Origin of the sequence: Acinetobacter oleivorans DR1, from assembly GCF_000196795.1 — a bacterium.
GTDB classification, from domain to species: domain Bacteria; phylum Pseudomonadota; class Gammaproteobacteria; order Pseudomonadales; family Moraxellaceae; genus Acinetobacter; species Acinetobacter oleivorans.
In genome coordinates, this window is the sequence record NC_014259.1 from 3,011,125 (window position 1) to 3,035,613 (window position 24,489).

At 37.9% G+C, this 24,489-nt stretch carries 27 protein-coding genes and 1 other RNA gene; 15 read left to right on the forward strand and 13 right to left on the reverse strand.

From position 1 onward, the window contains the following. Positions 1-147 precede the first annotated feature (147 nt). From dnaQ to nudC, 3 genes are all read left to right on the forward strand, one after another. Positions 148-1,524 carry a DNA polymerase III subunit epsilon gene (gene dnaQ, locus AOLE_RS14065; protein WP_013198582.1) on the forward strand — a complete coding sequence of 459 codons (1,377 nt, stop codon included), beginning with the start codon at positions 148-150 and terminating at the stop codon, positions 1,522-1,524. Positions 1,525-1,654: 130 nt separating this feature from the next. Further along, complete coding sequence (locus tag AOLE_RS14070) at positions 1,655-3,298, forward strand: hypothetical protein (RefSeq protein ID WP_013198583.1); 1,644 nt, start codon at positions 1,655-1,657, stop codon at positions 3,296-3,298. Continuing rightward, complete coding sequence (gene nudC / locus AOLE_RS14075; protein ID WP_013198584.1) at positions 3,298-4,041, forward strand: NAD(+) diphosphatase; 744 nt, start codon at positions 3,298-3,300, stop codon at positions 4,039-4,041. The genes AOLE_RS14070 and nudC overlap by 1 nt, the downstream gene beginning before the upstream one ends. A gap of 28 nt (positions 4,042-4,069) precedes the next feature. On the opposite strand, the gene AOLE_RS14080 is transcribed toward nudC, so the two are convergent. From AOLE_RS14080 to AOLE_RS14090, 3 genes are all read right to left on the reverse strand, one after another. Further along, positions 4,070-4,933, reverse strand: a complete 864-nt coding sequence (locus AOLE_RS14080) for an alpha/beta hydrolase (protein ID WP_013198585.1) — start codon at positions 4,931-4,933, stop codon at positions 4,070-4,072. A 3-nt stretch (positions 4,934-4,936) separates the two neighbouring features. Beyond that, a complete protein-coding gene (locus tag AOLE_RS14085; RefSeq protein ID WP_005303429.1) occupies positions 4,937-5,644 on the reverse strand; it encodes a BON domain-containing protein in 708 nt (235 codons plus the stop codon). A gap of 77 nt (positions 5,645-5,721) precedes the next feature. Beyond that, positions 5,722-6,123 (reverse strand): YraN family protein, encoded by a 402-nt coding sequence (locus tag AOLE_RS14090; RefSeq protein WP_003652834.1) that lies wholly within the window; start codon positions 6,121-6,123, stop codon positions 5,722-5,724. Positions 6,124-6,331: 208 nt separating this feature from the next. Between AOLE_RS14090 and rsmI the strand changes: the two genes are divergently transcribed. Together rsmI and AOLE_RS14100 are read left to right on the forward strand one after the other, a co-directional pair. Next, a complete protein-coding gene (gene rsmI / locus AOLE_RS14095; RefSeq protein WP_013198586.1) occupies positions 6,332-7,168 on the forward strand; it encodes a 16S rRNA (cytidine(1402)-2'-O)-methyltransferase in 837 nt (278 codons plus the stop codon). Between the two features lie 90 nt (positions 7,169-7,258). Further along, positions 7,259-7,645, forward strand: coding sequence for a hypothetical protein (locus AOLE_RS14100; protein WP_013198587.1), 387 nt, complete (start codon positions 7,259-7,261; stop codon positions 7,643-7,645). A gap of 3 nt (positions 7,646-7,648) precedes the next feature. On the opposite strand, the gene AOLE_RS14105 is transcribed toward AOLE_RS14100, so the two are convergent. Then, positions 7,649-8,539, reverse strand: coding sequence for a LysR family transcriptional regulator ArgP (locus AOLE_RS14105; protein WP_013198588.1), 891 nt, complete (start codon positions 8,537-8,539; stop codon positions 7,649-7,651). Between the two features lie 105 nt (positions 8,540-8,644). On the opposite strand from AOLE_RS14105, the gene AOLE_RS14110 reads away from it, so the two are divergent. Continuing rightward, positions 8,645-9,247, forward strand: coding sequence for a LysE/ArgO family amino acid transporter (locus tag AOLE_RS14110; protein ID WP_013198589.1), 603 nt, complete (start codon positions 8,645-8,647; stop codon positions 9,245-9,247). Between the two features lie 56 nt (positions 9,248-9,303). Here the strand turns inward: AOLE_RS14110 and AOLE_RS14115 are convergent, their stop codons facing one another. After that, complete coding sequence (locus AOLE_RS14115) at positions 9,304-9,945, reverse strand: cation transporter (protein ID WP_013198590.1); 642 nt, start codon at positions 9,943-9,945, stop codon at positions 9,304-9,306. A 65-nt stretch (positions 9,946-10,010) separates the two neighbouring features. Between AOLE_RS14115 and AOLE_RS14120 the strand changes: the two genes are divergently transcribed. Beyond that, on the forward strand, positions 10,011-10,412 hold the full coding sequence (locus AOLE_RS14120; protein ID WP_013198591.1) for a MerR family transcriptional regulator: 402 nt from the start codon (positions 10,011-10,013) through the stop codon (positions 10,410-10,412). A 60-nt stretch (positions 10,413-10,472) separates the two neighbouring features. On the opposite strand, the gene AOLE_RS14125 is transcribed toward AOLE_RS14120, so the two are convergent. From AOLE_RS14125 to AOLE_RS14145, 5 genes are all read right to left on the reverse strand, one after another. Further along, positions 10,473-10,724, reverse strand: coding sequence for a hypothetical protein (locus tag AOLE_RS14125; protein WP_005303414.1), 252 nt, complete (start codon positions 10,722-10,724; stop codon positions 10,473-10,475). Between the two features lie 207 nt (positions 10,725-10,931). Beyond that, on the reverse strand, positions 10,932-12,164 hold the full coding sequence (locus tag AOLE_RS14130) for an FAD-dependent monooxygenase (RefSeq protein ID WP_013198592.1): 1,233 nt from the start codon (positions 12,162-12,164) through the stop codon (positions 10,932-10,934). Beyond that, positions 12,161-13,369, reverse strand: coding sequence for a 2-octaprenyl-6-methoxyphenyl hydroxylase (gene ubiH, locus AOLE_RS14135; protein ID WP_013198593.1), 1,209 nt, complete (start codon positions 13,367-13,369; stop codon positions 12,161-12,163). The genes AOLE_RS14130 and ubiH overlap by 4 nt, the downstream gene beginning before the upstream one ends. A gap of 31 nt (positions 13,370-13,400) precedes the next feature. After that, on the reverse strand, positions 13,401-14,720 hold the full coding sequence (gene pepP, locus AOLE_RS14140) for a Xaa-Pro aminopeptidase (protein WP_004793925.1): 1,320 nt from the start codon (positions 14,718-14,720) through the stop codon (positions 13,401-13,403). Between the two features lie 67 nt (positions 14,721-14,787). Next, positions 14,788-15,417, reverse strand: coding sequence for a UPF0149 family protein (locus tag AOLE_RS14145; RefSeq protein ID WP_013198594.1), 630 nt, complete (start codon positions 15,415-15,417; stop codon positions 14,788-14,790). A gap of 64 nt (positions 15,418-15,481) precedes the next feature. Between AOLE_RS14145 and AOLE_RS14150 the strand changes: the two genes are divergently transcribed. The 3 genes from AOLE_RS14150 (at position 15,482) to ssrS (ending at position 16,696) form a co-directional block, all read left to right on the forward strand. Next, positions 15,482-16,042, forward strand: coding sequence for a hypothetical protein (locus AOLE_RS14150; protein ID WP_003652857.1), 561 nt, complete (start codon positions 15,482-15,484; stop codon positions 16,040-16,042). Then, positions 16,039-16,323 (forward strand): cell division protein ZapA, encoded by a 285-nt coding sequence (locus tag AOLE_RS14155; protein ID WP_003652859.1) that lies wholly within the window; start codon positions 16,039-16,041, stop codon positions 16,321-16,323. Before AOLE_RS14150 ends, AOLE_RS14155 begins: the two co-directional genes overlap by 4 nt. A gap of 189 nt (positions 16,324-16,512) precedes the next feature. Beyond that, positions 16,513-16,696: non-coding RNA, 6S RNA (gene ssrS, locus AOLE_RS20010), on the forward strand. A gap of 132 nt (positions 16,697-16,828) precedes the next feature. Here the strand turns inward: ssrS and AOLE_RS14160 are convergent. The 3 genes from AOLE_RS14160 to AOLE_RS14165 form a co-directional block, all read right to left on the reverse strand. Further along, positions 16,829-17,149 (reverse strand): hypothetical protein, encoded by a 321-nt coding sequence (locus AOLE_RS14160; protein WP_013198595.1) that lies wholly within the window; start codon positions 17,147-17,149, stop codon positions 16,829-16,831. Between the two features lie 92 nt (positions 17,150-17,241). Beyond that, positions 17,242-17,355: a hypothetical protein gene (locus AOLE_RS20015; protein WP_004793930.1), complete on the reverse strand. Its 114-nt coding sequence runs from the start codon at positions 17,353-17,355 to the stop codon at positions 17,242-17,244. A gap of 113 nt (positions 17,356-17,468) precedes the next feature. Next, on the reverse strand, positions 17,469-17,813 hold the full coding sequence (locus AOLE_RS14165) for a hypothetical protein (protein WP_005303401.1): 345 nt from the start codon (positions 17,811-17,813) through the stop codon (positions 17,469-17,471). A gap of 223 nt (positions 17,814-18,036) precedes the next feature. Here AOLE_RS14165 and AOLE_RS14170 point away from each other — a divergent pair, with 223 nt between their 5' ends. From AOLE_RS14170 to AOLE_RS14190, 5 genes are all read left to right on the forward strand, one after another. Then, positions 18,037-18,621, forward strand: a complete 585-nt coding sequence (locus tag AOLE_RS14170) for a 5-formyltetrahydrofolate cyclo-ligase (protein WP_035331474.1) — start codon at positions 18,037-18,039, stop codon at positions 18,619-18,621. Positions 18,622-19,076: 455 nt separating this feature from the next. Further along, a complete protein-coding gene (lon, locus tag AOLE_RS14175; RefSeq protein ID WP_005303397.1) occupies positions 19,077-21,506 on the forward strand; it encodes an endopeptidase La in 2,430 nt (809 codons plus the stop codon). 303 nt (positions 21,507-21,809) lie between these two features. Continuing rightward, positions 21,810-22,289: a 23S rRNA (pseudouridine(1915)-N(3))-methyltransferase RlmH gene (rlmH, locus tag AOLE_RS14180; protein WP_004793934.1), complete on the forward strand. Its 480-nt coding sequence runs from the start codon at positions 21,810-21,812 to the stop codon at positions 22,287-22,289. A 112-nt stretch (positions 22,290-22,401) separates the two neighbouring features. After that, positions 22,402-23,178 carry a DODA-type extradiol aromatic ring-opening family dioxygenase gene (locus tag AOLE_RS14185; RefSeq protein WP_004793935.1) on the forward strand — a complete coding sequence of 259 codons (777 nt, stop codon included), beginning with the start codon at positions 22,402-22,404 and terminating at the stop codon, positions 23,176-23,178. Positions 23,179-23,348: 170 nt separating this feature from the next. Beyond that, positions 23,349-24,470, forward strand: a complete 1,122-nt coding sequence (locus tag AOLE_RS14190) for an META and DUF4377 domain-containing protein (protein WP_013198597.1) — start codon at positions 23,349-23,351, stop codon at positions 24,468-24,470. The last annotated feature ends 19 nt before the right edge of the window (positions 24,471-24,489 follow it).

A 24,489-nucleotide genomic window follows, 5' to 3' on the forward strand; every position in this document is an offset into this window, starting at 1 on the left:
AGATAGACAAGGCAATAATTTGATGTCATTTGCATGGAAATGTTACAAGAAATTAAAAAAACCTTGCTTTGTAACGATGGAACCGAACTTTTTGCGTATACAATACACCATATTCAGTTCTTTTTCTTTTAGTTTAGGTTTCGATTTATGTCTCAAACAATCACACTGTATGTTGATGGTGCATGTCGTGGCAATCCGGGTTTAGGTGGTTGGGGCGCATATGTCATTACCGAGCAGGGTGAGCATAAATTATTTGGCGGTGAACCTGAGACAACCAATAACCGTATGGAGCTTACTGCTGCGATTGAGGGTGTTTCATTTTGCCCACCCGATGCTCACTTAATTATCTGGACAGATTCAAATTATGTGAAGCAAGGCATTACTGAATGGATTCATGGCTGGAAAAAGAAAAACTGGAAAGATGTAAAAAATCCTGACCTTTGGCAAAAATTAGATGCTGTATGTGCAGGTAGAAATATTGAGTGGAACTGGATTAAAGGCCATGCTGGACATGCAGGCAACGAAATGGCCGATGAGCTTGCAAATATCGGAGCCGATCAAACCGCACTTCAAAAAAAAACAGTTCAAGCGACTGCTCTGCAAGATATAAAAAAGCCTGAAGAGGATTGGTTGCTTGATGACCCTTTTGGGTTTGATATGGCAGAAGTAGCCGAAGAAGATAATATTGATCTTGAACAGCCCGAAGAAGTTGAGATGATTATTGTGGAAGAAGAAGTTATTGAAGTTGAAGCTGCTGAACCAGAAAGTAAGCAATCCATTAATAATATTCATCCTCAAATTGTTGTGACTGAAGCCAAATTACAATTACAAGGGCCTCGACAACTGATTCTCGATACGGAAACCACTGGTTTTTATTTCCAAGATGGCGACCGAATTATTGAGGTGGGCGCTATTGAAATGATTAACCGGAAACTTACCGGTAGCTCAATTCATATTTATATTAACCCGCAAAAACCAGTGGGTGACTCAGAAAATATCCATGGTATCAGTGATAATTTCTTAAAAGATAAACCGCTCTATGCGGAAATTGCCGACACGCTCTTTGATTATCTAAAAGGCGCAGAGATTATTGCGCATAACGCAACCTTCGATATGAACTTCCTAGATATGGAGTTTAGACGCGCTGGCCTTCCCGCGCTTTCCGAAGTATGTGAGGTAACAGATACGTTAGCTTTAGCAAAAAGCAAACATCCTGGACAAAAAAACTCGCTTGATGCTCTTGTAAGACGTTATGAAATTCCAGCACGTGACCGTACCTTCCACGGTGCATTACTCGATGCTGAAATTCTTTCAGACGTTTACCTAGCAATGACAGGTGGACAGGTTTCTTTTGATATAGATGCCTTATCCCAAAGTGAAAATAGCCAGAACACAACAAATAAAACTAGGATTCAAATTGACCTACCAGTTATTTACCCTTCTGAAGAAGAGCTAAATACACATGAGACTTGGGTCAAAGAATTTGAGAAAAAACATGGAGAACCTTGCCTTTTTGCAAAATAAATTTTTGATTCTTTAGCGTTTTTAGCTTTTCCCCTTTGTAAGTTAAGTTATATTAGTCACATAGATTTTTAGCTCAAATTACCGAGCACTACGAATATAACAATTGATTTTTTTTCAAAGGGGAACGTTTATGTCTGAGCATACTTCGATTCATTTCGATCCAACAGCTTTACTCATCATCAAACATGAAATTGATCGCTCAATAAAACTGGTTGAAGGTGCAGTAAGCACTTTAATTGAAGAACAAACGCTCCCTTTTGGTATTGATGATGCATTAGAACAATTTAAGCAATGCACTCAAGTCCTACGTTTAATTGATATCCCCTATCTTGCAAAAATCACTCAATATTCAACTGAGCTGATGCAAAAAATTATTGCGAAACCAACGCAAATTAATACCGATGATGTCGTTGCGCTGAGTGAAGGCACGACCATGGTAAAACGATATATTGAGTTTATCTGCTTGCGTGAATTACAAGTTCCTCAGTTTCTTCTTAATACCTTAAATAATTTAGAATTAGCTTTAAATAAACCACTGACCTCTTCTGGGCAAGCGATTGCGCCTTTACTTGCAAATGCTTCGCTTGAACTTCCATTCCCAGAAGTATTCATTAATGAAAAAACTCAGTTTATTCATCAACTCTATAAACTATCGCTACATCAATTTTTAAATAAAACTGAAGCTACTCATCATTATCAGGCTTTTAAACTGATCGGTACCTATTTGGTCAGCTTGGCAAAACACCAGCCAAGCCAACAATATTGGCAACTCGTAAATTATGCTTTCGACCATATTGATAACCTGCTTTTAAATGATTCACGCCTACGTGTACTCATTAATGTTGAAAGTTATATTGGTCAGTTCTTAGCAACGCCGGAAACTTTCAAGCCTGATTTACCTGCACTTGCAGATATTTTAAGTATAGTTATCGCTCAAGAAGATGAGGTTGCTCACCATATTCGCAACCAACTTCATATAGGCGATGAAACACCGACAGATACGCAACTACTGGTTTTAAGCCGCCACCTTTTTGGTCCTGATTTCGACACCATGCACGCAGTCAGCCAATTAATTTTGAGCGAAATGAACAAAGTGCGTAACGATATTGAATATAACTATCAAAATATGTCGACTGAAAAAGCACAACAATTGCAAACGAGTCTTTTACAGCTCGCATATACATTCAAACTACTTAACCTTGATGAAGCCTCAGTTGAGCTTTCTCAACAAGCGAGCAGTTTAAGTCAGCTCAATATATTAAGTAATGAAAACTATGCACAGCAGCTTATGGACAGCATTTTGTCTGCCATGAACTCAATTGGTATTTTGGTCCGCCAATATACGTCTAGTCGCTTACAACTTAATGTGAACAATACGAATATTTCTTTAGATCGCCTTGATGAGGCACATCAAGCCTTACTCACCGAGACAAAAAATCTAATTGATTTTATTTGTCAGAGTCTTACATTATATGCAAATGATCAGACACAAAATATTGAAGCAATTGCAGGTTCACTAAAAGAGCTAGCAGGCGCGGCCGAATTCCTAGGAAGTGCCATTCAACAAGATGCTTTACTTCAAACTGCTCAATTTGTTCAACAACAACTTGAGCAAAACCAGCCTTTTAATACAGACCAAATTCACTGTATTTTTAACGTATTAGCGGGCCTTGACATGTTGGTTGACAATTTAAAAAATAAACAACCTGTTCTACAATCCATGTTTAATGTAGCATTGTCGAGTAGTCAACAACTTCAAGAAAAGGCAGCTTAATGTCTGAATTATCAATTGCTTATATTTTTCATCATCAACAATTACTGGTTGATCAAAACCTTCAACTACCCAAAGTCGAAAAGTTAGCAAGTGATTTACTTTTCACTCATGATGAGCAGGTCATTGCACGTGACTTGCTTGCTGAGGAACCCATTCCCGAAGGCTTACAACTGGTTCCAATTCGTCAACTCATTACAAGTTGGTCGAAAGAACAGTTCTTGCAAGCAAGCCGCGCTGTACAATTACTTGAATGGCGACGCAATCATAAGTTTTGTAGTCACTGCGGACACCCAACAGAAGTTCATCCAACTGAATATGCAATGGTGTGCCCTTCTTGTCGCTATCACCAATACCCTCGTGTAAACCCATGCATTATTACGGTCATTACTCGAGGTGATGATGAAATATTGCTAGCGAAGTCAGTCCACAATAAAACCAATATGTATGGTTTGATTGCAGGTTTTGTCGAGGTCGGTGAAACGCTTGAAGAAGCTGTACAACGTGAAGCTTTTGAAGAAGTAGGCCTAAGACTCAAAAATGTTCAATATATGTCAAGTCAGCCTTGGCCTTTCCCAAGTAACCTTATGGTTGCGTTTAGAGCAGAATATGAGTCTGGTGAAATTAAACTGCAAGAAGAAGAAATTGCAGATGCACAATTCTTCAAAATTGATCAATTACCTGAAATTCCCTTTAAAGGCAGTATTGCTCATTCAATGATTATGCAGATTACCCAAGCTGGGTAATCTGCCGTGTTTTAAACGAGATTATCGTTTAAAACACTTCTTCAAGAAAATGTAAGATCGTTCTTTTCGTTCTAAAATAATGACTAATAAAACTAGAAAGACTAGCCAAAATTGTAATATGTCCAGTTTTAGGAATCACAGCGATATGGCTGTGATTTCCACTTTGTCTTAAAGCTCGGTCCAAATCTAAAGTATTTTCTTTGCCTACAAGTTGATCATTTTCAGCCATAAGTAAGTAATGTTTAATACTATTTTGATTGACGAAATAGTATGGCATCACTTCTTGATAAGAAATACTTTGGTCAAAAGCATCTTCGGCCAGTGGATCGCCCTTGTAATCAAAATGATACGGTCCAGCTAAACCAAAAATCGCTTTGATATTGCCCAAACATTGAATAGTGGTGGGTTTTGGATGATAAACAGCAGACATCACATTAAATGCCCCTGCTGAGTGCCCCATAAGCACAACATTTTCTGTAGAGATTTCTAGCTTGTCTTGGTTTTGATGCAAATAATTCAATGCCTGAGTCAGGTCATCAACAAAACTTGGGAAAATATTTTTAGGTGCTAACTGATAGTTAATCACAGCAACGTCATAGCCTTCTTTGGCAAAGGTCTCACCAATAAAAAGGTAATCTCGTTTATTACCATGTTGCCACGCCCCACCATGCACAAACACGATAAGAGGTTGATGAGATAGCCTTTTAACAGATCTATAAATATCCAAACGGTGGCGAGGCTTTAGCCCATAACGAACATTTGGAACCTGTTCAAAACCATCTTTTGGCGTAAAACGGTTTAAAGCAAAACTCCCCAAATCATACAGGCGGAACTCTTTATAGAGAGTTCGCGCCTGTTCAATTTTGCTTTGTAGTTGTTCAATCAGATTCATATATTACTGTGCAGTCGAAGCAGGATCTGTTTGGTCAGGATCAATTGCAACAGGTGTTTGAACTGTTGGCTGAGCAATGACATTATTAATAATTGGTGTAGTCGTTGTGCTACCAGTACTCGCTGCTGGAGCAGGCGCCAAATCAACATTATCAATGAGCGTCACAATTTTGGTCACGTTACCAACATTTTGAAGCACATTATTTAAATCATTAATTTCAGCAGTATTTAAACGGCCCATCACATATAAAACACCATCTTCAGTATGGACAAGTACTTTACTGTCCGATACAACTGGCGCTTTCATTAAAAGAGCACGTGTATTTGCTGTTACACCCGCATCTTGCATGATGGTGTTATAGCTAACTTTGTTACCCACCGTAATATAGTTATGTACAGCTTTCACATCACTCATGGCTTTAAGATTGTCTTCTGCCAATTGTTTCAAGTACGGGTCTGGCACTTGGCCAGTTAATAAAACTGTACTGTGGAAGCTTTCAATATTAATACGTGACTGCTTGAAACGTTGATCAAGTTTATAAATGTTGATATTCGCCGTACGTTTAATTGAAGAGTCAATGAATACTTGGCCTAGACTGCGGACACCGCTATCTGTGCCCACTGGAGCTGTGCCTGTTCCACCAGAAATAAAACTTGCGCAACCTGATAAACTTGCGACACAAAGCATTGTTACAGCAATACGGTTTAACACTCCACCAGACTCCTATCAATTTCTTGGCTTGATCATAAAGCATCAGACTTAAATTTGCTCAAAAGAGTAATGAACTCTTAATCCAAAGTAAATGCATTTTCGATCCATTGCAGATCATAATGGAATTTTGAAAAGTCATGCTGTACTGTTTTTGCAATTTTCTGTGGAAAATCAAAACAAATCACATCAAAACGACAATAAAAATCCTGATAAGATGGATAGCGCTGTAAAAAACGCATCGCAGTTTTGATAATTTTCTTCTGTTTTGTCCACGTTACCATTTCACAAGCTTGTCCATAATTTCCTATAGTGCGTGCTTTTACTTCAACAAAAACTAACTCTTGCCCTCTTTTGACGATTAAATCAACTTCGCCACGGCGTGAATGATAATTACTTGTGACCCATACATAGTTTTGTGCTTGTAAAAGGTTTAAAGCAGTTTGCTCTGCCCATTTCCCCAACTGTTGCGCCAATAACATTTTTAATTTCCCCAATGAAAAGCATCTCTAGATGTTTTTATAAATAAGTTATTTTCTTAAATTCATCTGACATATCAGATCCAAATCGAACAAATGAAAATCAGATCATTTTCGAAAAGCTCAAGCTAGCAGACATTGTTCACGCCCAAATCATAATTTCGGGTAAACTACCCGATTAAAATTGTTTATCTGTACGGAGTAAAACCAAATGAGTGCTCAGTTATTTGTTGTAGCCACCCCAATCGGGCACTTAGATGATATGACTTTCCGTGCAATTGATATTTTAAAATCAGTTTCTATTGTAGCTGCCGAAGATACTCGCCAATCAGCACAATTATTTAAGCACTATAATATATCGACTCAACTTACTGCATGTCATGATCACAATGAAAGCAATAAAATTGAGCAGTTAGTCCAAAAATTACTTGCGGGCGATAGCATTGCTTTAATTAGTGATGCAGGTACACCGCTCATCAGTGACCCAGGCTTTAAATTAGTCCGTGCTGCTCAAGAGAACGGTATTAAAGTTGTTCCAGTGCCAGGTGCATGTGCTGCTATTGCTGCCTTAAGCGCGGTAGGTTTACCAAGTGACCGTTTTAGCTTTGAAGGATTTTTACCATCTAGAGCTTCACAACGTATTTCTCAATTAGAAAAACTTAAAAATGAAACCCAAACCTTAATTTTCTATGAGGCACCTCATCGTATTTTAGAGTCTATTAAAGATATGGCTCAGGTATTTGGTGAAGACCGTCCTGTAGGATTTGCACGTGAAATTACCAAAACCTTTGAAACCATCAAAAAAATGACCTTAAAAGATTTGGTCAGCTTCATTGAAAATGATCACAACCAAGAAAAAGGTGAAATTGTAGTGGTTGTGGGTGGTGCAGCTGCAAAAACAGATCTAGAACAAGAAAAACTAGATGAACTGTTAAAGCGTTTACTTCAAGACTTATCTGTTAAAGCTGCATCTCAACTTGCTGCTGATTTAACAGGAATTAAGAAAAAAGTCGCTTATCAACGTGCGCTCGAGTTAACTCAATCTTAATTTTTTAATTAGATATGGTGATGACACAGACTCTTTGTCATCACCATCTGTTAATTTTGCATAATAAAATATAAGAATAAGAGTACTAATATGACTCAACAAATAGGCAAACTTGGCCCCCATGAAGGGCAAGAACTAGAATTATTACTTTCAGGCAAGAAATCTATCGCTTATTTCTATGAAATCCTACCTATCAGTTTTTTAAAGCATCTCGAACGAGGTACTTTATCAATGCTGAGTGAAGATATCGAAACTTCTCTACCTTTACCCTTTTCAATTATGCTGATCTATAAAGATGCAACTTTAGCAGATTTAAATGAACTCATGATGTGTATTGAAACTTTATTTAAAGAAACTAATTTTGAAAAATGTATAGAACTTGAACGAAGAGTTGGACAACTTTTAGGTTATTTAGAACAAGATATAGAGTTTTATATTCAGCATATTTCGAATCGTCATTTAAGAAAAAAGATGTAAAGACTATCTCAATATGTGTTTCGCTGACTCCACAATAGTCTCCGTTAGTGCATCTAACTGCTTAGACTGCCTTTTCCAATGGTGCCAATATAACGGAATGTCGAGCTCAGCTTCGGGTATAACATCCACTAAAGTTCCATTGGTTAACAAAGATTGCACCTGTAGTTCAGGAACCATGCCATATCCTAAACCCAATTGGATTGCTTTCACAAAGGCATCTGTAGCTGGAATAAAACTGTAAGGATAGCTCTGCAAAGGCAACCCATAATATTTCAGTAATACCTCTGAATGCATAAGATCTTTATGGTTAAAAATGACAGCTGGTGCATTTCTTAAAGTTTCTCGGTTTACGCCATGTTTAAACCAATCAGCAGCAAATTCAGCCGAAGCCAACATTTTATAACGCATTTTTCCGAGTGGTTGAGCTAAACAACCTGACATGACCTGCTCTTCTGCCGAGATACACGCGTTGACTTGTCCTGTTTCTAATAAAGTATGCGTATGCGATTGATCATCAATTTTTAGTTCTAAGACTATTTTTTCTTTAAAAAGTGTTTGCTGAATGCTCGGTAAAAGCCAAGTCGCTAGCGAATCTGCATTGGACGCTAGAGCAATTTTATAGAATTCCGATTCCGATGATTTCCCCATCAAACCTTGTAATAAGTTTTGCTCCATTAATCTCGTATGACGTAAATGTTGCAATAACGTTTGCCCAGCTTGTGTAAGTGCACATGGCCGCCCACGTATAATTAAAATTTGGCCTAAATACTTTTCCAAAGCTTGCACACGTAAAGATACTGCCGAGGGCGTAATATATAAATGCTCACCTGCTGCATCAAAACTTCCCACTTCTGCGACTGCAAGAAAGGCTTCACACTGTTTGCTATCTAACATATCAAACCTAAATTTTTTTTAGCCAGACCTAAATATTCTTAATTTTACTTATTTCTTAATAAAAAGTCAGATAATTCCCACATCTGATTTTTTCATCTTATTGTTATGTTCTCTCTTAGTATATTTTTTAAAGGATTCGGTATTGGTAGCGGGCTTATTGTAGCAATTGGAGCTCAAAATGCTTTTGTTCTAAAACAAGGTCTTAAACAGCAATACGTATTTTGGCTATGTTTAATTTGTGCGCTGTCCGACTCGATTTTAATCGCTTTTGGTGTATTAGGTTTTGCCGAAATCATGACAGCATCACCCATCTTAATTACGGTCGCTAAATATTTAGGGGCAACATTTTTATTGGTCTACGGTGCGAAAGCTTTCTATGCTGCCTTAAAAACCACCCAGAGTATGGAGCTTGATAACAGCCAGAAACAGACTTTAACTCAAGCACTAGTGACCTGTCTCGCCTTTACTTGGCTTAACCCACATGTCTATTTGGATACCATTGTTCTGATTGGTTCAGTTGCAACCCAACTAGAAGACAAAATTAGTTTTGCTTTGGGCAGCATTGTTGCCTCTTGGATTTTCTTTTTCAGTTTAGGTTATGGCGCAAGATTATTAAAACCATTATTTATCAATCCTAAAGCATGGAAAATCTTAGATTTCATTATTGGTTGTGTTATGTGGAGTATTGCAATATCACTTCTCATCTAATGCATTCAAACAGTAAAAAGTACCATGTCTGAATGGTACTTTTTATGCGCTCAAAATTATGCTTGAGAACCCAACACCAGTTTTGACTGTCTTCTTTCTTGCTGAGACTGTTTTATGACAGCATAACCAGAAGACACACCCAAGTAAGCAATTACAAAGGCAACAAATAAATCTGGAAATACACTCCCTGTTCCAAATACGCCAACGGCTGCTAAAATCACAGCAATATTGGCAATAGAATCATTTCTACTACAGAGCCAAACTGAACGCATATTGGCATCTCCATCACGGTACGCATAGAGCATAAGCGCGACTGAAACGTTAGCAATTAAAGCCATCACGCCAATTGCTCCCATGACCATTGGTTCGGGTGAAACGCCATAAAAATACGACCAGACCACTTTTGCAATAACAAAAATACCGAAAGCTGCCATCGTTATTCCTTTAAGTAATGCAGCTGTTGCGCGCCAATATAAACTCATCGAAAGCACAACTAAAGATAATGCATAATTTGCTGCATCTCCGGCAAAATCTAATGCATCGGCCCATAGCGAAACAGATTGAGCCTTATAACCGCCCAATATTTCTACCACAAACATCAACGCATTGATCACTAAAGCAATCCATAACGCTTTTCTAAAACGCGGACTCACTTTTTTTGAAGGAGAACATGTTGAAGCACAACCACATCCAGCCATTTTATTTCCTCAAGAACTCTTTTATAGTGATTAAAAACCCTTGAGTAGCTCCAGAGTCAAGCCTTATGAGTCTTTCTATTGGTCAATTATCAAAAAAAGCGGATGTTCCAATTGATACAATCCGTTATTACGAAAAAGTAGGTGTGTTGGACCGTATCCAACGTTCAGAAAATAATTATCGTGTTTATACCGAGCAGACCCTCAACGACCTATTGTTTATTAAGCATTGCCGCGAATTAGATATATCACTCAGTGATATTAAAACGTTAAAAGAAATGAAAACTCAGCCTAAACAGGCATGTACAAAAATTGATAATTTAGTAGATAAATACTTAAATGAAGTATCTGAAAAAATTGAACGTTTATTACTTTTGAAAGAATCTTTAATTGATTTAAAACAGCACTGCTCTACCAATCGAACAGTAGATGAATGTGGGATTTTAAAAGAACTGCAAAGCTCGCCTTAAACCTATTTTGATAAGTTCATACAAATAAAAAAGCACCACTCATGTGATGCTTTTTTAAGATTAATGGTCGCTATGTTCATCAGGAGGAACTTCGGTAATTCTACCCCCTCGAGCTAAAAATGCAGCAACTTCATCTTCCAACGCTTGGCGCTGTTTCTGTTTAGCAGTTACAGTCAGCGTTTCTGCCTCAGCAAGGTCAGTATCACTCAAACTGCCTGCTTCTTCATCAGCTGCACCGCTTTCGGCTGCTTTCGCTTCATCTTCATCTACAGCAGAATCTTCTGCATCTTCATAATCATTGATATCTGACATTTCACACTCCCCACAATGATTTTTATTGCATCATCGCTATGGTTCCAAGACCTCAGAAATTTAGCAATCTCTTTGCATTTAGCAAAGAGCCAAATTGGTCAATTCCGTATCTTTTATGACCAAATTGGTAATGATATATAAATGATTGTTCAAAAAATATCTACTGGTATTTAATTCACTCAGTAGAGTATAGACCCAGTAAATATTTTAATGCCTATAGCGGGTACTTTGTAAAGCCCCTAAACCATTTGCTTGTTGCATAAATCGGTCTTTTAAAACCGGAGTCAGCTCAACTTGCTTAAGCCCCATATTGCGAGCCCACACGACTGGAAATAGCTCACTACTTTCAAGCCAACCAATTGCCGACATGCTATGCATCATTGCATCATTCTGACCTTTACGGCGATGTTCATAGCGCAATAAAGTTTGCTCATGAGCCCATACTCCACGGTTTAAATCATGAAGCAATACATCACACAGTACTGCGGCATCAAGACAGCCAATATTTACCCCTTGCCCAGCAAGTGGGTGAATCACATGTGCCGCATCACCAATCAAAGCTAAACCTGCTTTTACATATTGTTTTGCAGCGCGAGCTTTGAGCAGAAATTGTGCTCTTGAACGAACCTCTAACACCTCACCCAACATGTGTTGACTTTCTTGAGTTAAAAGCTGCATAAAGGCGGCATCGTTTAAAGCTGAATATTCATCGGCATAATCATCTGGTAGTGTCCAGACAATCGATTGCCAATATCCATTTTCCGTTTCTTCAAGACTTGCCATTGGTAAATATGCCAAAGGTCCAGTAGGTAGGAAAATTTGGCGGGCAACATAATGATGAGGCTTTGCTGTTCTGATTGCACAGCTAATGGCTGCTTGTTTGTAATCTAGTACATCAAGGTCAATAAAAGCCTGTTCGCGCACAAATGAATTCGCACCATCTGCACCAATAAGCAGTTTAGTTTTAAGTGTAGTACCATCTGCTAATTGAATATGCCAACATCCAACACCCTGTTCAATACGTGTAACACGAACTTGAGTACGGTAATCTGTAAGCTGCTGCAACATTTTTTGCTGAATAGCAACATTCAGTACACTGGGCTCCACCATAGAACCCAAGGCTTGCTCAGCTAAAGGCTGACGTGCAGAGTCTTGACCAAAATTAATTTCACCGTAGCCATTAAGATTCCAGACCTGCATGCCTGTATAAGGCATTTGGCGTGCGAGATCATCCCAAACATTTACCGTTTTAAGCAAATGAATGGTCGCTTGGCTAAGTGCTAAAACACGTGGATTCATCACGCTTAATGTTTTCTCAACATCAAGCACCGGAGCCGCATCAAGCACTGTGGGTTGTACGCCACCTTGCGCAAGTAATAAAGCAGTTAAACCACCAACCAATCCACCACCAACAATGACGACATCCAACACTTCACTCATGCTTTTAACCCCATTGCATAGTTAGCCACCAATGGTTTTACACCTGGAATGACATCAAACGCAATTAATCCCGTATTACGAATTAATTTTAATAATGGATTTTGGTTACTAAAACCACGAACTACAGTGTCACAGAACTTAATTACGCGCTGCTGATCTGATAAACGAGCTTGCTCATAGGCCAGTAAGTTATCAGGGTTACCTAAATCATCAGAAGTAGTTAATTGGTTCACTAAATAACGTACTAAAACATCTGCATCACGTAAGCACAAATTAAAACCTTGCCCTGCAACCGGATGAATTGTGTGTGCTGCATTACCCATTAAAATAACGCGGCCCACAGCTTGTTTATGTGCAAGCACTTGCGAAAGTGGATAGCTAAAACGTTTACCTGTTTTTTCAAATTTACCCGCTCGGTCGCCGTAAGTTTGTTGCAAGGCACTTAAAAAGTGCTGGTCATTTTCATCGCCCAACCATTCATTTTCAGTGCCTTTTTTCACAGGCCATACCACTGAGCGGCGGTACTCACCCGGTAACGGTAATAAGGCTAAAGGACCTAATGCGCTAAACCGTTCAAAACCTATCTGTTCATGTGGTTTGGATGTCTGAACCGTAGTCACAATTGCAACCTGATCATAATCGTGAACATCCACACCCACGCCAATTGCCTGACGACAAAAAGAATCACGTCCATCAGCTGCAATTAATAATTTTGACTCAAGTTTTAAAGTTTCCTCACCACGCAAAGCTTGAATATGTACTTGCTCGGCATCTTGAGTTAAAGCGGTAACCTGTACACCATCAATGAGTTCAATCAAAGGTTGCTGACGCACTTGAGTTAACAACACACGACCAAGCCAAGCATTTTCAATTACCTGACCAAAGCTTTCGACTTTCTCTTGTTCTGCAATTAAACGTGCTTTACCAAAACTGCCTTGCTCAGTAATGTGGACTTGCAAAATTGGGGTCGCATGTTGCTGTAATGCATCCCATAACCCTAGCTTCTGATAAATCTGTACGCTACGACGCGATAAAGCCGTATTACGCGCATCAAAACTCGAATGGTAAGGAGCAACATTTTGATCATCATAGTTTGGGTATTTCACAGCTTCTAATAGCTTTACCGCAATATTAGCCTTCGCGAGCATGAGTGAAAGGCTCAAACCCACCATTCCCCCACCTACAATAATCACTTGTTGTTGCATCGAGTTTTGCTCCTTTGGCGAATACGTTTAATTATGCTTTAGCTTGCGCCATTAAATGTTCAATATCTGCAATATCTTTAACCACATTAGCAGTTAAAACTCGTGGTCCTTTCGAAGTTGCGACCACATCATCTTCAATACGGATACCAATACCACGCCATTTTTCATCTACAGTTTCATCATCTGGTGCGATGTATAAACCAGGTTCAACTGTAATGACCATACCCTCTTCATATTGACGCCAGTCTTCTCCTTTTTTGTAAGACCCGACATCGTGTACATCCATTCCTAGCCAATGACCTGTGCCATGCATATAAAACTGACGATATGCTTCGGTTTCAATGAGTTCGTTAACATCACCTTTGAGCAAACCTAAATTAACTAGACCTTCAGTTAAAATTTTAACTGCTATTTCATGAGGTTCACGGTATGAATTACCAATACGAACTGCGTCAATCGCTGCATATTGGGCAGCCAATACAACTTCATATAATGCTTTTTGCTCAGCACTAAATTTACCATTGACCGGAAAAGTACGGGTAATATCCGAAGCATAGAATTCATATTCACATGCAGCATCAATTAAGACTAAATCACCATCTTTGAGTGGCTTGTTATTTTCAACATAATGTAAAACACAAGCATTAGCCCCACCGCCTACAATACTGTTATAAGACGGAACACAACCATTTTTCCCAAAAATATAATTGAGTTCAGCTTCAAGAGCATATTCCATCATTTCTGGGTGTACCGTTTGCATCGCACGCGTATGCGCTTCAGCACTAATATTTGCAGCAATTTGCATTAGCTCAAGTTCTTGTGGTGACTTAACTAAACGCATTTCATCAACAATACGGTCGAGCTGTAGCAATTGAGCGGGAGCGTTTTCATGTCGGTGCTCGGCATCTGCTTTTTTAATCCACTGGCTCACGCGCGCGTCAAACTCAGCATCGTGCCCAATCCGATAATAAAGACGCTCTTTATTTAATAATTTTTCAATAATTTCTTCATCAAGCAAATCAATTACATATGCTTCATCAGCATCGTAGTCTTCAACTGCACCATCAACTCCGGCACGAAAACCATTCCAGATTTCCATCTCGCGATTACGTTCACGGCAAAAAAGACTATAGCTATATTCTTCATCGTCGAAGGTTTCAATGACAGCAACTGCCTCAGGCTCAGCAAAGCCCGTCAAATAGAAAAAACTACTATCGGCACGGAATTTATAATCCGCATCACGATTACGGTACATTTCCTCACGTGTTGCAATAATTGCAATGCTGTTTGGACCCATTTTTTCTGCCAAACGGTCTCTACGATGTCGAAAATCAGCTTGAGGCAATTTCATAATGATCTACTTGATTTAGAATTTTAAAGTCAAAAAATAAAATACAACCAATAACACATCGCCTCAATTAGCTTGGGCGATGTGGAGTAAACATTTCTACAATATTTTGTTCTGTGTCTACAGCAGCAGATTTACTTTTTGCATGAAATTTTTTCAATAAAGAACTTTCAGCTACAGTAATTTTTTTTCTGCCAATAGACAAACTTACAGGAATTAAGCGTACAAATTCATATAACTCTTCGTAGCTGCTTTCACCTTCTTCATCATTGTCAGAGTCTTCAAATTCGACTGCTGCAATATCTTGAAGGTTCTCAATCAACTCAAGTTCATCTGGACGAATATGACCCGATGCCAATCCAAAACCTAATACAACGCCTGCACACCAATCTGATAAAGCTTGTACACGCTCTTGAAGTAGATGGTCATCGTCAGGAAGCATAGGTAAATAATCTAATTCATCTTCAGATAACGCATGAATAACATCTTCTGCTTCATCAGTTAAAAGCGTTAGAGCATCTTCACTTAACTCTGGCACATTAAGGGTTGTTAAAATTTGTGACCATTGTTCACGCGTTGGCGCTTCTGTCACACAAACAATACCTGTTAATAGACCATGTAACTCACTAGGGCTTGAAATTTCTTCAATTCCTTCAAAATGAGCGTTCCAATCTGTCCAGCCTGAAATATCGTCTTGCATTCGTTTATCCAATCTCTATACTTTGTATATATTACCTTTGATTGCAATTCTGTGCGACCTCGTTATGTTAGAACAATTACAGCGGCTACAAGCGCATATTAGCGTATTAAAAACACGCTTACATCATTTAGAGAGTGAACATGCGGCACTCTCAGAAGCTAAAGAACTGGCTGAAACAGAGCATCACGCACAAGTTGTGCAAAAAAATAGTATTATCACTAAAAAACAAGAGGAAATTGAGTCGGTAACTGAGCAACTATCTCAGTTAAAAGGTCAATTTCAACAGTTGAATCAGGATGCTAACACACTTGCGGAACGTTATAGCCGATTAGAAAAAAGTACGACTGATTTAAAAAATCGTTTTCAAGAAATTCTTGCCGAACGTAATGAATTACGTGTTGCAAAAGAAAAGTTACAAGCCCACCAGCGCCAAACTCAACAAGAGCTTCATGATTTACAACAAGATCGTGATCGTTTGTTACAAAAAAATGAGCTTGCTAAATCAAAAGTTGAAGCGATTATTCAACGTTTAGGAATTTTAGGCACTGCTCAAGATCAGCATGCTCAAGAAATTCAGCAGCTTGCCCATCCTAATGCTGAAACTGGTGAGGAGACCCAATCATGAGTGAACAAGTCATGGTAGAGCTTAGGCTGATTGAGCAGACCTTTAGACTCGCGACTACTTTAGACAAAAAAGATGAACTTGAACGCGCAGCAGAACTTCTCAATGAGAAATTTAATGAGATGCGTCGTAGTGCTCCACGTGTTGAGCACAACAAACTGGTCATTATGGTTGCTCTACAATTGACTCAAGAAGTACTGAGCCTTAATAAGTCTTTGCAAGAATACACTCACTGTGAACGTTTACTGCAAACGATATTGGATGATGTTGAACAAATTGTTTAAATAAATTATCTATACAAAAACGCCTTGCTCTATGAATAATAGATGCAAGGCGTTTTTTATTGGCACTATTAAGTGTAATTGAAATTACTTTATGCCTGTTAATGTACAAAGCTTCATCAAACGCAAACTAAGTTTACAGTTCCAGAGGTTTAGGTGATTGCCAACATGGTCAGATCGGTTATACTTAAACTGTCTCTGGGATGTTCGCCAGCGGGTCTATTCCCCTGCCGATACTTAAACTTATGGATGTGTTCTGTATATTTAGAGTGTATGCCTACCCTCGTGTAGGAAACCCAGCAAGTATACGTCGCGTCCACCTTGAACTCATCGGGTTCAGGGTAACGACACATGCAGCGGCATCTTCGGAGCATTTAGTTTTAGCTTTAAGAAAAATTCAAAATATTTATTTTAATTTAGCTCTCCATACAGACCTTTCAGTCTAAAATTTTCTTTTTAAACATTAAATTGCAGCTTAGCTGATTAATCTACTCCGCCCTCTCTAATATTATTTTTTATTTCTACTCAGACACTCTTCATACCAGCCTGTTTGAAAATCTTCTATTGCCTTTCTTTTAAAGAAACTGGTTCTAAATACTTTGGCAGAGTAAGCCGAATTAATTAGATCTTGGTAAAGTTGTTTGGCTTTTGGATCTTCCAGACCATTCGCTATCTGTTGCAGATCTTGAGATGGAACTTTTTGTTGACGTGCTTCCATGACAGTATAAGCGACTTTTTTTACTACATTACAAATATCAGGATCACTTACATTGTCGTCGGCATGACATCCTAAAGCTAAAAAACCAAGAAAAAATAATTTAAACTTCATGACCCTACCTTATTTTTATAGTTTGAAATTTATAACAAAATTTAATTATAAAAAAAGAAATAGAAGATTTCTTACTATTTCTTTTTAAAAGATTACGCTGGATTAATCACATAAAAATAAATAATAAGTCCAGCTAAAACAGTTGAAGCAATCGTTAAGTAAGTACCAACCGTATTAAAACTCTGTAAGAATTTCAAGATTTCCATATCTAGCCCCCCCTAAATTAACAACTATAAAGACAAAATGAAATTTACCACAACTTAATAATGCCAATCAATTCACACTTATCGGATTTTTTGAGATTAAAAACATCAATTAATTATTGGTTACACCGAATTGCAAAGGCATCTTTGTAGTAATCAGTTGCACTCTTCAAATCTGACAATAATTTTTCTTCGGTATAAGGTTTAGGTGAAATTTTAATTAATGCAGGCATATATTGGGTCTTATAAACCTCAGGATAATCATGGCACAAGATTTTGACTTTAACTTCTTGTGGTGTATTCGGATTATCCAGTTGATCTAAAAACTCTCCAATTTTACGGTCAGACTCTTCAAATTGAGCTTTATAGTCAACTTCAGCAGCTTCAGGTTCTGTTTGTTTTGTACACCCGCCTAGCATCAATACGGCGCTTATTGTAATGGTTAAAATTTTTAACTTCATAGGCTTAACAATTTCACATTCATCCTTTTAAATATTCTTATCTGATTAAATGTAAATAAATACTGGTAATACGTAAAGAAATAGAATTTTTTATCGCTAAAGAACATACTTCGCATCAAGTAAATTTAAAGTTATTTCTTAATTAGTCCTCTATTTCCATAAAACTTAAGAAAAATAGGTATAATTTTGCTCGACAGACCTCAAATCTTTGTTAGATTTACACATGAATGAACTTAGTTTTATTAGAAAAAATTTAAGATCTAAAAGGCGCTCTTTGTCCCCCTTAGAGCAAAAAAAAGCTCAGCTTAATGTTCTGCGTCATTTAAACAGTCTTGCTATTTTTCATTCATCAAAAAAAATTGGTTTATACCTGCACGCCTTCGGAGAAGTTCATACAGATCTGATCATAAAGTTATGTTTTCAAAAAAATAAACAAGTTTATTTACCTATGATTTGTTCTATGAATCAACATTTAGTTTGGGTAAAAATATCTAGAAACCAATATTTTAATCGACGTTTTTCTCATCATCCATTGGGTATGAAAGAACCCATGGCAACAAGAGGAAAACATGTATCAAAACTTGATTTACTGTTAATGCCACTTTTAGCTTGTGATCAATACGGTACGCGTATTGGTATGGGAGGCGGCTATTATGACCGTACATTGGCTAGTGCAAAACATAAGCCTTATCGTTTGGGAATGGCTCATCAATTTCAATTTATTGAGCATACTTTAAAACGTCAAAGCTGGGATCAACCCTTAGATGCTTTACTCACCCCTCAACATATTTATTGTTTTAAAAGATAATATTTATATGAAAATTTATAAAACTTAAAATATATCCTTTTACTTTTTAGTCCCTTAAAACGAAAAAGTAACCACCCTAAGGATGGTTACTTCTACGTGACAGACCGATTTACCAACTTATAGTAACACGGCTATTTAATGTTCAATATTAAATAAGTTTTGCATTATTGTTAATTATACAATGCCGATAAACGACATAAGAAAATGGTTATTTTCCATCCAAACGTCTTTTTTACTATATGAATATTTCATAATTATTAAGCTAAATTACCTATCCTTTCTACAAAATTTTATTCTTCTTAAGAATTAATCCGTTGATTCATAATATTTTAATAAAAAAGTTGACCAAATTAGTCATTTTTTCCACATTTTCTATAGAGAGGCCCTTGTAATTTTTGAAATACACATCACTATAAAAAACATGGCAACCTCGTTGTCACTCATTAGGAGTGCCCATGTCTGAACTTATTATGAATGAAAAAACTGACTTAGAGCCTCAGGTTCCAAGTGTATTACCACTTTTAGCGTTACGTGATGTAGTGGTGTACCCACACATGCAAATTGCGTTATTCGTGGGTCGTGAAAAATCGATCAATGCAGTTGATGTGGCTCGTAACAGTGACAATTTAGTATTTGTAGTTGCGCAAAAAGATTCGCTTACAGAAGATATTGATCACGATAACCTTTATCAGTACGGAACTGTCGCTAAGATTGTTCAGGTCGTAAATCATGAGAATGATGAAAACTGTATCAAAGTACTGATTGAAGGGTTACAGCGCTCTAAGCTTGAAAAAATTATCGATGAAGATAGCCATTTGACTGCTGAGCATAGCTTAAGTCCAATGACAATTAACGTAGATAAAGCTACTCAAGAGACTCGTTTACAAGAGTTGCGTAATTTATTTGCTCAATATGCTGAAGCAAAATTACGTAATGCACGTGAACTCGTTGCAGCTGCTAATAAAATTGAAGACTTGCTACAGCTTATGTTCTTCGTGGCAACACGTGTACCTCTAAATATTGAAATTAAACAGAAGTTTTTAGAGCACGATGAATTTGAAGCACATTTGCAAGAGCTTATGAGCTACTTGGTTAATCAATCTGCCGAACAGCAAATTGAACAAACTTTGCATGACAGCGTAAAACGCCAAATGGAAAAAAACCAACGTGAATACTTTCTAAATGAAAAAATGAAAGTCATTCAACGTGAACTTTCTGACATGAATGGTGGCGCTGAAGATGACGTTGCTGAAATAGAAAAACGTCTTACTGAAGCTGATTTACCTGAACACGTACGTAAAAAAGCTGAAGCTGAGTTCCGTAAGCTTAAAGCAATGCAACCTGCATCTAGTGAAGCGGCTGTTGTACGAAACTATCTAGAAGTAATTTTAGATACGCCGTGGAATAAAGCGAGCAAAGTCAGCATTAACCTTGCGAAAGCTCAAGAGATTCTTGATACAGATCATTACGGCTTAGATGATGTTAAAGATCGTATTGTTGAATACTTAGCTGTTCAGTCTCGTGTTAAAAAACTCAAAGGTCCTATCCTATGTTTAGTAGGCCCTCCTGGTGTAGGTAAAACTTCGCTTGGTGAATCAGTTGCGAAAGCAACAGGTCGTGAGTTTGTTCGTATGGCACTCGGTGGCGTACGTGACGAAGCTGAAATTCGTGGTCACCGTCGTACTTATATTGGTGCGATGCCAGGTAAAATCGTGCAGTCTTTAACAAAAGTTGGCGTGAAGAACCCACTGTTCTTACTCGACGAAATCGACAAGATGGCACAAGACTACCGTGGTGATCCTGCTTCTGCATTGCTTGAAGTATTAGATCCATCACAAAACAGTAAGTTCAACGATCACTATTTAGATCTTGATCTTGACCTATCTGAAGTGATGTTTATCTGTACTGCAAACAGCATGAACATTCCTGAGGCATTGCTTGACCGTATGGAAGTTATTCGTCTACCGGGTTATACCGAAGATGAAAAAGTTAACATTGCTGAACGTTACCTTGTTCCAAAAGCAATTAAGAACAATGGTCTGCGTGCAAAAGAGTTAACAATTCATGAAGAAGCGATTCGTGACATTGTTCAGCGCTATACACGTGAAGCTGGTGTACGTAGTTTAGAACGTGAAGTGTCTAAAATTGCGCGTAAAGTGGTAAAAGAAGCAGTAAGTAAAAAGTCTAAAAACTTACAACTTGATGTGACTTCTGCCAATCTTCCAGAATACTTAGGTCCACACAAGTTTGACTTTGGTATTGCAGAAGATGAAGCGCAAGTAGGCCGCGTAAATGGTCTAGCTTGGACATCTGTAGGTGGTGAGTTGCTTACTATTGAAGTTGCAGCTGTCAAAGGTAAAGGTAAATTCATTACAACTGGTTCACTCGGCGACGTAATGAAAGAGTCTATTACCACAGCAATGACTTTAGTACGCACACGTGCCGATGAGCTAGGTATTGAAGCTTCTCGTTTTGAAGAAACTGATGTACACGTTCACTTACCAGAAGGTGCAACACCAAAAGATGGTCCATCTGCTGGTTTAGCATTAACAACTGCGCTTGTATCAGCATTTACAGGTATTGCGATTCGTCCTGATATTGCAATGACTGGTGAAACAAGCTTAGGTGGTCGTGCAATGCGTATTGGTGGCTTAAAAGAAAAACTTCTTGCAGCACACCGCGGTGGAATTAAACTTGTATTTATTCCACAAGATAACGTTCGTGATTTGGCAGAAATTCCAGCCAATGTTAAAGAAGGTTTAGAAATCAAAGCTGTGAAAAGTATTGATGACATCTTACCTTTAGCATTAGTTTCGATGCCAAAGCCTTTACCTAAAACACCGATTGTAAAACCGGTGGAAGGTTCAAAAGCAGCACGTCACTAATTAAAATACGAAAAAAGAGAGCTTCGGCTCTCTTTTTTTTGTTACACAATTTGATTGAAAAATATCCAACCATCCTCATAATAGGTATTAAGAGTATTTAATTAAATTAAGTATTCTTCGTTATCTATTATTTTATAGATAGCCTTGTTTTATTCTCTATGATCATCTGAACTCCAGACAGATGATCATTTGATCGCAGTCCAACACCGTTTTTTGGACTGCGTTTTTTATGCCTATTTTACTACCACGAACTTATCTCTTCCTCAGGTATAATGCGCCAGCTGTTTTAAATGAATAGATAATATGAAAATTCGTATTCTGACCATTGGTCAAAAAATGCCTGCTTGGGTTCTCACTGGTTTTGAAGATTACTTCAAACGTATTCAACCTTTTGTGCAAACTCAAGTCATTGAACTTCCTATGGCCAAACGTGGTAAGAATGATTCAGAAGCGGATATTTTAAAATATTGTCAAATTGAAGGTGAAAGCATTTTGAATGCTTTAAAACCCAATGAAACTTTAATTGCCCTAGAAGTCGGTGGTCGAGAACTCAGCACAGAGAAACTGGCTGACACCATGAAACAGTGGATGCTTGAAGGCAATGATGTAGCACTCGCTATTGGTGGACCAGATGGTTTATCAGATCAAGTACGTAAAGCTGCCGCATGGCATTGGTCACTTTCAAAACTTACAATGCCCCATCCTTTAGTACGTGTTTTACTCATTGAGCAACTATATCGGGCAATGACTATTAATCATAATCATCCTTATCACCGTGCATAAAAACAACATCCGTTTCATTTTAGGAACAATCCGTTGAAATCAGGATACTTTTAACATGTCCTGATTTTGGCATAATAACTATTATTCTGCTTTTTAACTCAGGTGTAATGCAATGGAACTACAAACCCTTCCCGGACTGTTTATTTCACATGGCTCACCCATGCTTGCACTTGATCCAGAACAAGTAGGCCCTGCTCTACACCGCTTAGGTGCTAATCTTCCCGTACCAAAGGCAATCATTGTGATGTCTGCGCATTGGGAAAGTAAAGCACTTGAAGTGAGTATTTCGACTCGTCCTGAAACATGGCATGACTTCCGCGGCTTTCCTAAAGAGTTATATGAAATTCGCTACAGCGCACCTGGGCAACCAGAACTTGCTGAAGAAATCTTAAAATTACTGGCAGATGCTCATTTAGTTGCACATGCGAATAGTACGCGCCCTCGTGATCATGGCGTATGGATGCCTCTATTGCATATGTATCCTGATGCTGACATTCCTGTGGTTGAGATTTCTTTGCCAACTAATTTAAGCGCACAAGAAATTTATCGCATAGGACAAACACTCGCACCTTTACGTGACAAACAGATTTTACTCATTGGTTCAGGCAGTATCACTCATAATCTTGCAGAGTTATCTTGGCAAGGAGATAACTCTAAAGTTCCAGAATGGGCCTCAACTTTTAGAAATGCTGTTGTGAATAAACTTACCCATCAAGATTATGATGGTGTACTAGACTGGCAATCATTGCCCTATGTAAAACGTAATCATCCGACCCTTGAACATTTTGCCCCGTTGTTTTTTGCTATGGGCACAGGCAATCGTTTTACGATTGTTCACAGTAGCTTCACAATGGGCTCGCTAGGCATGGATATCTATCGTTTTGATTAATTATTAGCAAATACCCCGTTTTGCGGGGTATACCATTATTTTTGTTGAAAATTAGAATAACTTACAAACTTATACATTTTAAAAACCGAAACAATCAAATGTTTACATTTTCTTTTTTTAAGAATGTTTTAAGCTTATTGCTGTTGTTTTTTTACTTGAAGTTTTTTTAAATGAAAATTAAATATTTAATTCTTGCGTTATTACCTTTTTCTTTGATGGCGTGTCAAACAGTTACCACTACTCCTGCTCCAATTGTATCTGAGCAACAACAAAACCTTGCAGCCACTTTAGGTGAATATGCTTGGACTTATCAAAATGTAAAAGCTTCTAAACCACTTATCCTTAACTTTAATGCAGATGGCAAATTAGCAATCAATACAGGTTGTAATGGCCAAGGCGGTACTTGGAAAGTTGAAGGTAACCAACTTGTTACATCTAACCTTGTTTCAACAATGATGGCTTGCCAAGATGATTTAATGAAACAAGAACAATTGTCGAATAGCATCTTTAGTGACGCAAAATTACCAATCGAAATTAGCAACAATAATGGTCAGGTGATTTTAAGCGTGACAGACAAAACTGGTCAAAAGCATATTTTCCAAGGTCAAAAAGCAGTGAATACTCAAGCTTTAACAGACTACTCTTGGTCTTATCAGCCTGAAAATACAAAAAAACCTATCGTTCTTAACTTTACCAACGACCGTTTATCAATCGCAACGGGTTGTAACCGCCAAGGAACAACTTGGAAAGTTGAAAACAATACCATCGTAACTGCTGATGTAATGTCAACAATGATGGCGTGTGAACCTGCTTTAATGAAACAGGAACAATTTTCTAGCAGCCTTTTCCAAAAACGTGCGATTCCATTTGAACTCAACACCACAAACGTTGACCAACCAACACTAACGGTATCTGATGCTCAAGGTCAAAAATATACCTTTACTGGTAAAATGACACCTGAAGCAAAATATCAATCTGAAGGAAAAACTGTTTTCCTAGAAGTTGCTCCACAAACTAAATCATGTACTGGTGTTGCACCACAAACTTGTATGCAAGTTCGTGAAATTAAATATGATGACAAAGGCGTTAAAACTTACGCTGACAAAAACTGGTCATTATATTATGGCCAAATTGAAGGTTTTGAACACAATCCAGATCAACGCGTAATTTTACGTGTAAAACGTTTTGAAGTGAAAAACCCGGCAGCAGACCAATCTAGTCAAGCTGATGTATTAGATATGGTTGTTGAGCAAGAGTTAGTTAAAAAACCTAAAAATAAGTTTTTAGACTAAAAAAATCCGATGCTTTTGC

Excerpts from the sequence above, each read along its gene's own strand:
- AOLE_RS14100 (WP_013198587.1), top strand. The coding sequence starts at position 7,259 with ATGACTCAACAAATAGGCAAACTTGGCCCCCATGAAGGGCAAGAACTA.
- rsmI (WP_013198586.1), top strand. The coding sequence starts at position 6,332 with ATGAGTGCTCAGTTATTTGTTGTAGCCACCCCAATCGGGCACTTAGAT.
- nudC (WP_013198584.1), top strand. The coding sequence starts at position 3,298 with ATGTCTGAATTATCAATTGCTTATATTTTTCATCATCAACAATTACTG.
- AOLE_RS14155 (WP_003652859.1), top strand. The coding sequence starts at position 16,039 with ATGAGTGAACAAGTCATGGTAGAGCTTAGGCTGATTGAGCAGACCTTT.
- rlmH (WP_004793934.1), top strand. The coding sequence starts at position 21,810 with ATGAAAATTCGTATTCTGACCATTGGTCAAAAAATGCCTGCTTGGGTT.
- AOLE_RS14190 (WP_013198597.1), top strand. The coding sequence starts at position 23,349 with ATGAAAATTAAATATTTAATTCTTGCGTTATTACCTTTTTCTTTGATG.
- AOLE_RS14150 (WP_003652857.1), top strand. The coding sequence starts at position 15,482 with ATGTTAGAACAATTACAGCGGCTACAAGCGCATATTAGCGTATTAAAA.
- AOLE_RS14130 (WP_013198592.1), bottom strand. The coding sequence starts at position 12,164 with ATGAGTGAAGTGTTGGATGTCGTCATTGTTGGTGGTGGATTGGTTGGT.
- AOLE_RS14185 (WP_004793935.1), top strand. The coding sequence starts at position 22,402 with ATGGAACTACAAACCCTTCCCGGACTGTTTATTTCACATGGCTCACCC.
- AOLE_RS14170 (WP_035331474.1), top strand. The coding sequence starts at position 18,037 with ATGAATGAACTTAGTTTTATTAGAAAAAATTTAAGATCTAAAAGGCGC.
- dnaQ (WP_013198582.1), top strand. The coding sequence starts at position 148 with ATGTCTCAAACAATCACACTGTATGTTGATGGTGCATGTCGTGGCAAT.
- AOLE_RS14115 (WP_013198590.1), bottom strand. The coding sequence starts at position 9,945 with ATGGCTGGATGTGGTTGTGCTTCAACATGTTCTCCTTCAAAAAAAGTG.
- ubiH (WP_013198593.1), bottom strand. The coding sequence starts at position 13,369 with ATGCAACAACAAGTGATTATTGTAGGTGGGGGAATGGTGGGTTTGAGC.
- AOLE_RS14125 (WP_005303414.1), bottom strand. The coding sequence starts at position 10,724 with ATGTCAGATATCAATGATTATGAAGATGCAGAAGATTCTGCTGTAGAT.
- AOLE_RS14090 (WP_003652834.1), bottom strand. The coding sequence starts at position 6,123 with ATGTTATTGGCGCAACAGTTGGGGAAATGGGCAGAGCAAACTGCTTTA.
- AOLE_RS14070 (WP_013198583.1), top strand. The coding sequence starts at position 1,655 with ATGTCTGAGCATACTTCGATTCATTTCGATCCAACAGCTTTACTCATC.
- pepP (WP_004793925.1), bottom strand. The coding sequence starts at position 14,720 with ATGAAATTGCCTCAAGCTGATTTTCGACATCGTAGAGACCGTTTGGCA.
- AOLE_RS14145 (WP_013198594.1), bottom strand. The coding sequence starts at position 15,417 with ATGCAAGACGATATTTCAGGCTGGACAGATTGGAACGCTCATTTTGAA.
- AOLE_RS14160 (WP_013198595.1), bottom strand. The coding sequence starts at position 17,149 with ATGAAGTTTAAATTATTTTTTCTTGGTTTTTTAGCTTTAGGATGTCAT.
- AOLE_RS14080 (WP_013198585.1), bottom strand. The coding sequence starts at position 4,933 with ATGAATCTGATTGAACAACTACAAAGCAAAATTGAACAGGCGCGAACT.
- AOLE_RS14105 (WP_013198588.1), bottom strand. The coding sequence starts at position 8,539 with ATGTTAGATAGCAAACAGTGTGAAGCCTTTCTTGCAGTCGCAGAAGTG.
- lon (WP_005303397.1), top strand. The coding sequence starts at position 19,077 with ATGTCTGAACTTATTATGAATGAAAAAACTGACTTAGAGCCTCAGGTT.
- AOLE_RS14110 (WP_013198589.1), top strand. The coding sequence starts at position 8,645 with ATGTTCTCTCTTAGTATATTTTTTAAAGGATTCGGTATTGGTAGCGGG.
- AOLE_RS20015 (WP_004793930.1), bottom strand. The coding sequence starts at position 17,355 with ATGGAAATCTTGAAATTCTTACAGAGTTTTAATACGGTTGGTACTTAC.
- AOLE_RS14120 (WP_013198591.1), top strand. The coding sequence starts at position 10,011 with ATGAGTCTTTCTATTGGTCAATTATCAAAAAAAGCGGATGTTCCAATT.
- AOLE_RS14165 (WP_005303401.1), bottom strand. The coding sequence starts at position 17,813 with ATGAAGTTAAAAATTTTAACCATTACAATAAGCGCCGTATTGATGCTA.